At 40.2% G+C, this 6,710-nt stretch carries 4 protein-coding genes; 2 read left to right on the top strand and 2 right to left on the bottom strand.

The genetic code is table 11. The features are described from left to right. Positions 1-89 precede the first annotated feature (89 nt). A complete protein-coding gene (locus tag H5072_RS08885; RefSeq protein ID WP_182693302.1) occupies positions 90-2,630 on the bottom strand; it encodes a TonB-dependent siderophore receptor in 2,541 nt (846 codons plus the stop codon). A gap of 254 nt (positions 2,631-2,884) precedes the next feature. Beyond that, positions 2,885-3,838, bottom strand: coding sequence for a sensor histidine kinase (locus tag H5072_RS08890; RefSeq protein WP_182693303.1), 954 nt, complete (start codon positions 3,836-3,838; stop codon positions 2,885-2,887). A 224-nt stretch (positions 3,839-4,062) separates the two neighbouring features. On the opposite strand from H5072_RS08890, the gene H5072_RS08895 reads away from it, so the two are divergent. Together H5072_RS08895 and hemH are read left to right on the top strand one after the other, a co-directional pair. Then, complete coding sequence (locus H5072_RS08895) at positions 4,063-5,391, top strand: HD domain-containing phosphohydrolase (RefSeq protein ID WP_182693304.1); 1,329 nt, start codon at positions 4,063-4,065, stop codon at positions 5,389-5,391. 74 nt (positions 5,392-5,465) lie between these two features. Further along, positions 5,466-6,485: a ferrochelatase gene (gene hemH / locus H5072_RS08900; protein WP_024604224.1), complete on the top strand. Its 1,020-nt coding sequence runs from the start codon at positions 5,466-5,468 to the stop codon at positions 6,483-6,485. Positions 6,486-6,710: the final 225 nt, after the last annotated feature.

The following is a 6,710-nucleotide window of genomic DNA, read 5'->3' on the forward strand; positions in this document are numbered from 1 at the left end:
CATCCATTTGGTAGTTTTTTAATAATAAAAAAGCATAAAAAAGCGCAGTTAATAACTGCGCTTAATATTACTTTAGTTTGCTTGATAAATTAAAAACTAAAGCTTACTTTTGCGTAGTACGTTCTGCCGTCAAAGCCGTATGGCAATGCGCGTACTGGGTATTTAAATGCGCCGTTGGTGATAAAATTAAGTACTTCGTCATCACCTAATTCATCTGGTGTTTCGTCAAATACGTTATCGGCACCTACCGAAAGCGCAAACATGTCATTAATTTGGTAACTAACATTTAAATCAACTAACACAGCAGACTCAACCGTACTTGTTGGTTTAAATGACCCCGTAGGCGAAAGCTCACCTGGTAATGAAATATGGTCGTTACCAAAGTATTTTACGTCTGTTTCGCCAAAGTAGTTAAAGCGAATGGTTGATGTGTAGGCATCGCGTTCGTAGTCAAACGTAAGCGTTGCACGTTCGCTCGGTTGTCCGTCGGTAAAAAAGCTACGTTGTAAATCATCAAAAGCAACCGCTTCAGGAATACCGTCTTCTGCATTTACGCTGTCAATTTTAGTATCGTTTAGGTTACCTGCAAAGGTTACTCCTAAATTACCGCCTTCAACTTCAGTGCGGTACGATGCAATAATATCAACACCTTGCGTAGTAGAATCAACCGAGTTTGAGAAGTAGTTAGCTTGCACTGCACCCGTTGCTTGTAGCGCTGCAACCGCTTCTGAGCTAAACGATACATCGTCAACCGAAAGTAAGCTGCCAAGTGTAATACGGTCTTCAATTTCTACACGGTAAAAATCAACCGTTAACGAAAGCTCGCTTGTTACATCGTAAACAAAACCTGCGCTGTAGTTTGTTGATGTTTCAAGCTCTAAGCTATCTACGCCTAGCGCACTTGGGAAAGCGGTCCCTGTGTTTGCCGTGAACGACTGCGTTAATGTGCCGTCTGAGCCTAAGTTAGTTGTAAAAGCTGTATAACCACTTTGTTGAAGTGATGGCGCTCTAAAACCAGTAGATAGTGCACCACGTACTGCAAAGTCATCTGAAAATTCATAGCGTGTTGCTAATTTACCAATTAAATCATCCCCAGCATCTGAGAAATCTTCATAGCGTAGCGCACCACTTACGTTCCATGCGTCGGTGATCATAGTTTCTACGTCTACATAAACTGCGTAGCTGTTACGGTCGCTATCGTTAGCCGCTTCAGGGCGAAGGCCGTTATAAGCTTGAAAACCACACTGTGCAAATTGATCCGGATCGTTTACTGATGGGTACGAGGTATCCATATTTGCTAACCCACACGCGTATGATGCTTCATCGCCAGGCACTATTTCGTAGTTTTCTTTACGGTATTCGGCGCCTACTGTTACATATAAAGGCTCACTACGGCCAATATCTACAATACCGTTTACATCAAGGTTAACCGTTGTTTGATCGAATCTAAAACCACCTGAGTAACCGCCAGTAGGCCCTGAGTTTGCTGCAATGTCGGCATCGCTTGCATCTGGGTTATTAAATAAATACTCAGCCGCGTAAGAAGCATTTAATGTATTGCGTGATGTAAAATCGTATTGGTTTTCACCATAAACAGCCGATACATCGTAAGTCCAGTCTGTGTTTATATCGCCTTTAAACCCAAGTGCTACTGAAATATCTTGTGCTTCGTTATATATGCGCGGTAAAAAACCATCGCTGTATACTTGTGTTACGTTTTTAGAGGCTTCGTTAAAGTTACGGTAAAAACCATTACCCAGCGCCGTGCGCTCAGAGTAGCCACCAAACGAGTAAAGCTCGCCGTCGCCCATTGGTAATGCCATGTTGTAAAATAACGACGTAAATTCACTTTCTGAGTTACCTTGGCCCCAGCGTACATCTTCACTTAGCGTACCTGGCTCAACATTAAGCGCCCCCCCCGTATCGCGCTCTGCACGGTTAGTGCCGTCGGCATCACGGTACTCAAGCGATAGGTTAATAAAGCCGCCTTCGTTACCTAATTCAAAACCACGGTTTAAACCTGCTGAAATAGTGTCGCCGTCACCTTCACTTGTGCCGCCGTATTGTACAAAACCCGTTGTAATACCGGTTGAGTTATTAAGAGATAAGTTAATAACACCTGCAATAGCATCAGAGCCATACTGCGCTGCAGCGCCGTCGCGTAATACTTCAACGCCTTTAAGTGCTGTTAGCGGAATGGCATTCATATCAGTACCCGCAGCGCCTGCGCCTACTGTACCGTTAAGGCCAAAAATTGATTGGTTATGACGACGTTTACCATTTACTAATACAAGGGTTTGATCTGGTTGTAAGCCACGAAGTGTTGCAGGTCTAAATAAATCAGAACCGTCTGAAACTTGTGTACGCGAAAAGTTAAATGAAGGCGCTGTCGCTTGAAGGCTTTGGCCTAATTCGGTAAAACCACCTTTAGTTAAATCATCCGCGTCAATTAAATCAATAGGAGAAGAAGACTCTGTAGAGGTACGGTTAGATACACGCGATCCTAATACAGATATTTGCTCTATGTTTTTAGCAGCTTGCACTGGTGCTTCTTCAGCGTTAACAATGCTTGGTGCGCTAAACGCGAAAGCAACGGCTACAGCAAGTGTGTTTAAACGGTATGTTGACATAGTGACGACCCTGTTTTTTGTATTCTTAATAATATGTGTGTGGTTATGATGCTCACAACCTGTTGCAAACATCCTAGCAACATATGCAAACAAAAAGAAATGAAAAAAACTAAATATTTGGTCTAAGTATGCAAATAAACTTCAAGATAAGAAAAAACCACATCAAATCGGTTAAAATACGTGCTAAGAAGGGATTAAACATCAAAAAACAGAATGTTTAACACTTTATTTACAATGTGGTTTTGTTCGTTATTTTACACTTTTAAAGGTAATAGGCAGCGAATGGTCGTACCTGTGCCTAATGTACTGTTAACTTCTACTTTTCCACCGTGATCGCTCACCATAGCGTATACAAGTGTCATACCCATACCGGTGCCTTTTCCGACTTCTTTTGTTGTGTAAAAAGGGTCAAACATATGTGCTATTGTGTCTTCATTCATGCCACAACCGTTATCTTTTATTTCAATACAAATATTTGTGTGTAGTTCAAAAATATTGACTTCAATAATGCAGCCTTTTTCTAAATCTAACTCGCAAGCTTGCCAAGCATTCATTAAAAGATTTACAAAAATCTGATTAATTGACGATAAATTGCACCAAATGAGTGGTAGGGGTTCAAACCGCGTTTTTATTTCGCATAATTTAAGTTTGCTACTCAATAACCTTAAAGCATTATTAGCACCCGTTGTTACATCGGCTAATTGTTTATCTTGAGAAGAGGTGGGGTGGGCAAAGTTTAATAAGTCATGCACTATTTGTTTTATACGTTTAAGTCCTTCAACGCTGTCGTTAATTTGCCCCTGCAAATTGTTATAAATCCACGCGTACGGATACTGTAAATTGAGTATGTCGATTTCGTGTTTAAAACGGCTCTCTTTAATTTCGTTATTTAAATATTGTTCGTTAAGTTTCAGCAGCGCTACAAGTAAAGGGCTTGCGTTTTGTAGGCTCTCTACGTTACTCATTGCATAGGCAAGTGGGGTATTTATTTCGTGGGCAACGCCTGCGCTCAGTGTACCTAAGGTTGCCATTTTTTCTGTTTGCACAAACAGCATTTGTTGGTGTTCTAAGTCGGCTACTTTTTTTTGTAGTTCATTATTTATGGCAACTAAAACGCTACTTTTATCTTTGAGTAATTGCTCTGCAGCTAAGCGCAGCTTTTGTTCGTTTAAAAAAGCACGTTCAAAATTACCATCTGATCCATCCATTCCCTTCATCCATATAGATAACTTTATACATAACGTTTAGTCGTCTGTATGCAAATTTGCAACTTTAGTGCAGCCAAGGCCTAATATTATGCATAAGTAATTATCCACTTATTGCTAATAACTCCATTATGTAAATACCACTTAATATAAAAGGTAGGCACAAACACACCATAGAGTATTTTTTTAAGCTATTATTTAACCAGAAGTAATTTAAAGGCGACTCAATGACTCAAGTAACACCAAGCATACCAATAAATCAGGTTGATGTACTTTGCATTGATGATGATGAAATAGTACTACGCACGTTAGCACGGCTACTTGAAGTAAATGGCCTGTCGGTTATTGTTTGCGATAACCCGCAAAGTGCACTAACGCTTTTTAAAAATCATGAGTTTGGTTTAATTATTAGCGATATGCGTATGCCGGTAATGAACGGTGCCGAGTTTTTAGAAAAAGCGCGTGCGCTGGCACCCGACACCCAACGCATTTTATTAACCGGCTACGCCGACATACAAACCACCTTAGCGGCTGTTAACCAAGGCCAAATAAATGGTTATATTCAAAAGCCTTGGCAAAACGATTTATTACTTCGTAGCATTAGAGATAGCCTAGAAAAATTTGCACTAAAAAAACAAAATCAAAAATTAGAGGCACAAGTTAAAGCGCAAAACCAAGAGTTGCTAGAGCTTAATAATTCGCTTGAACAACGAGTAGAAAAACGCACCTTACAAATAAAACAGGTTTTAAAAAAGCTTGAAGACGCCAACGAGCGCGAAAAACAAGAGCATAAATCGACCGTAGAGCTGCTATATAATTTTGTTAACGCAAACCCTTACCTAGATGGTAACAAAGCACAAAATATTGCTAATACCTGTACACAAATAGCACTTTATTTAAACTTGTCGCAAAAAAGCATTGATCTTGCCCCTATGGCTGGTTACTTGGCGCAAATAGGCTTGCTTGCTATGGATCCTGATCTTTATAAAAAACCAGTTAACCGCTTAAACGAGCAACAACGCAAAACCTTTTATACTCACCCAAGTACTGCACAATTAATGTTAATGCCAGCAATACATTTACATGACTTGTCGGATGCTATTTATTATCAGTTTGAGCGCTTTAACGGAAACGGAATGCCCAAAGGCCTTGCCGGAAACGACATACCAATAGGCGCTATGGTGCTAGGTTTAGCGCGCGACTATTGGGACGCGTTTGAGCAAAGCAATGCAAGTGATGAAAAGCAGCGCCACGATGACGCACTCGAAAGTGTAAAACTTTATAGTGGATCGTTTTATCACCCTAAAATTGTACGTGCACTTGAAGCAAGCCATGCAAAACTACATGAACAAAAAAGTTCAGCAGGAACAGTGCTAATTTGTAACGCCCATGAACTCAAAGAGCAAATGGTACTGGGCCATGCTCTACACAGCCATACGGGCATAATGTTGCTGCCCAAAGGTCATGTATTTGGCAGTAAATCGATAGAAAAACTCCAACAGCTAGAATCGAAAAAACCAACTCCGTTCAGAATAATGGTGAAAACTGCTAAATGATTGATCTAAACCGCAGTTTTTTTCGTTACAATGTGCATAAAATAGATTATTGAATTTGCTTGAAGGAGCACTCTGTGTCGCGATTTTCTGCGGTTACTGACAACCCCCATGATGGGCGTTTTAACCAAAAAACGGGAATACTGCTAACTAACTTAGGCAGCCCTGATGCACCAACAGCGGCTGCGCTTCGTACATATTTACGCGAATTTTTATCAGATCCACGCATTGTAGAAATACCACGCTTAGTATGGATGATAATTTTACATGGCATTATTTTACGCGTACGCCCAAAACGTTCGGCTAAATTATACGAGAGTATATGGACCGAAAACGGCTCACCGCTTACTCACATCACTCGCCAGCAAAGTGTAAAGTTAAATACCTTATTAAAAGAGCAAGGTTATACCAATACAGAAGTAGTAATGGCAATGCGTTATGGCAACCCTTCAATAGAGGCAGGCCTTGAAGAGCTTCGTGATAAAGGCTTAACGCGTATAATTATTTTACCAATGTACCCGCAATATTCTAGCCCAACTACGGGTTCTACGTTTGATGCTGTATCGAGCGTACTGCGTAAATGGCGCTGGGTGCCAGAACTTCATTTTATAAATGGCTATCATAAGAACACCCGTTACATTGAGTCGCTTGCTAATAGTATTAGTGAGGATTTAGAAGCGAATGGTATGCCACAAAAAATTGTTTTTTCGTATCACGGTATGCCTAAATTGTTTTTAGAGCGCGGCGATCCGTACCATTGCCTATGTTTACAAACCACGCGTTTAGTTGTTGAAAAACTAGGCCTTGATAAAGACAAAGTAATTAGTACTTTTCAAAGTCGATTTGGTAAAGCAGAGTGGTTAAAGCCTTATACCGACGCAACTCTTGCAGCCTTACCTGATGAAGGTATTACCGATGTAGCTATTATAAGTCCTGCTTTTAGCGCCGACTGCCTAGAAACACTTGAAGAGCTAGAAGGTGAAAACCGTGAAATATTCGAAAACGCAGGCGGCGAAAAATACCGTTATATAGCGGCACTAAACGACAGAGACGACCACATAGAAGCTGTGTTTGATGTTATAAAACCTATGTTGTAACCCAAGCTTACTAAAGCTAAACATATTACGCATTAAGCGGTGTTAAAATTAACACCGCTTTTTTGTTTTTAAGGCTTTTAAAATATTTAGTTAATTAATTCACAAAGAGGTTAAGAGGCGCTGCGCTTTTAGAGTAGTGATACATATTGGCTGATCTGGTTTTTCTCAGTTATTACTGATTACCTTATCTTTGTGAAAGAAATTACTTATATTTTTAATAATAAT

It is taken from the genome of Pseudoalteromonas sp. SR45-5 (assembly GCF_014163565.1).
Lineage (GTDB): Bacteria > Pseudomonadota > Gammaproteobacteria > Enterobacterales > Alteromonadaceae > Pseudoalteromonas > Pseudoalteromonas distincta.

What these genes read in the sequence shown, in the direction of transcription:
- H5072_RS08890 (WP_182693303.1), bottom strand. Translation starts at nt 3,838, where the DNA reads ATGGATGGATCAGATGGTAATTTTGAACGTGCTTTTTTAAACGAACAA.
- H5072_RS08895 (WP_182693304.1), top strand. Translation starts at nt 4,063, where the DNA reads ATGACTCAAGTAACACCAAGCATACCAATAAATCAGGTTGATGTACTT.
- H5072_RS08885 (WP_182693302.1), bottom strand. Translation starts at nt 2,630, where the DNA reads ATGTCAACATACCGTTTAAACACACTTGCTGTAGCCGTTGCTTTCGCG.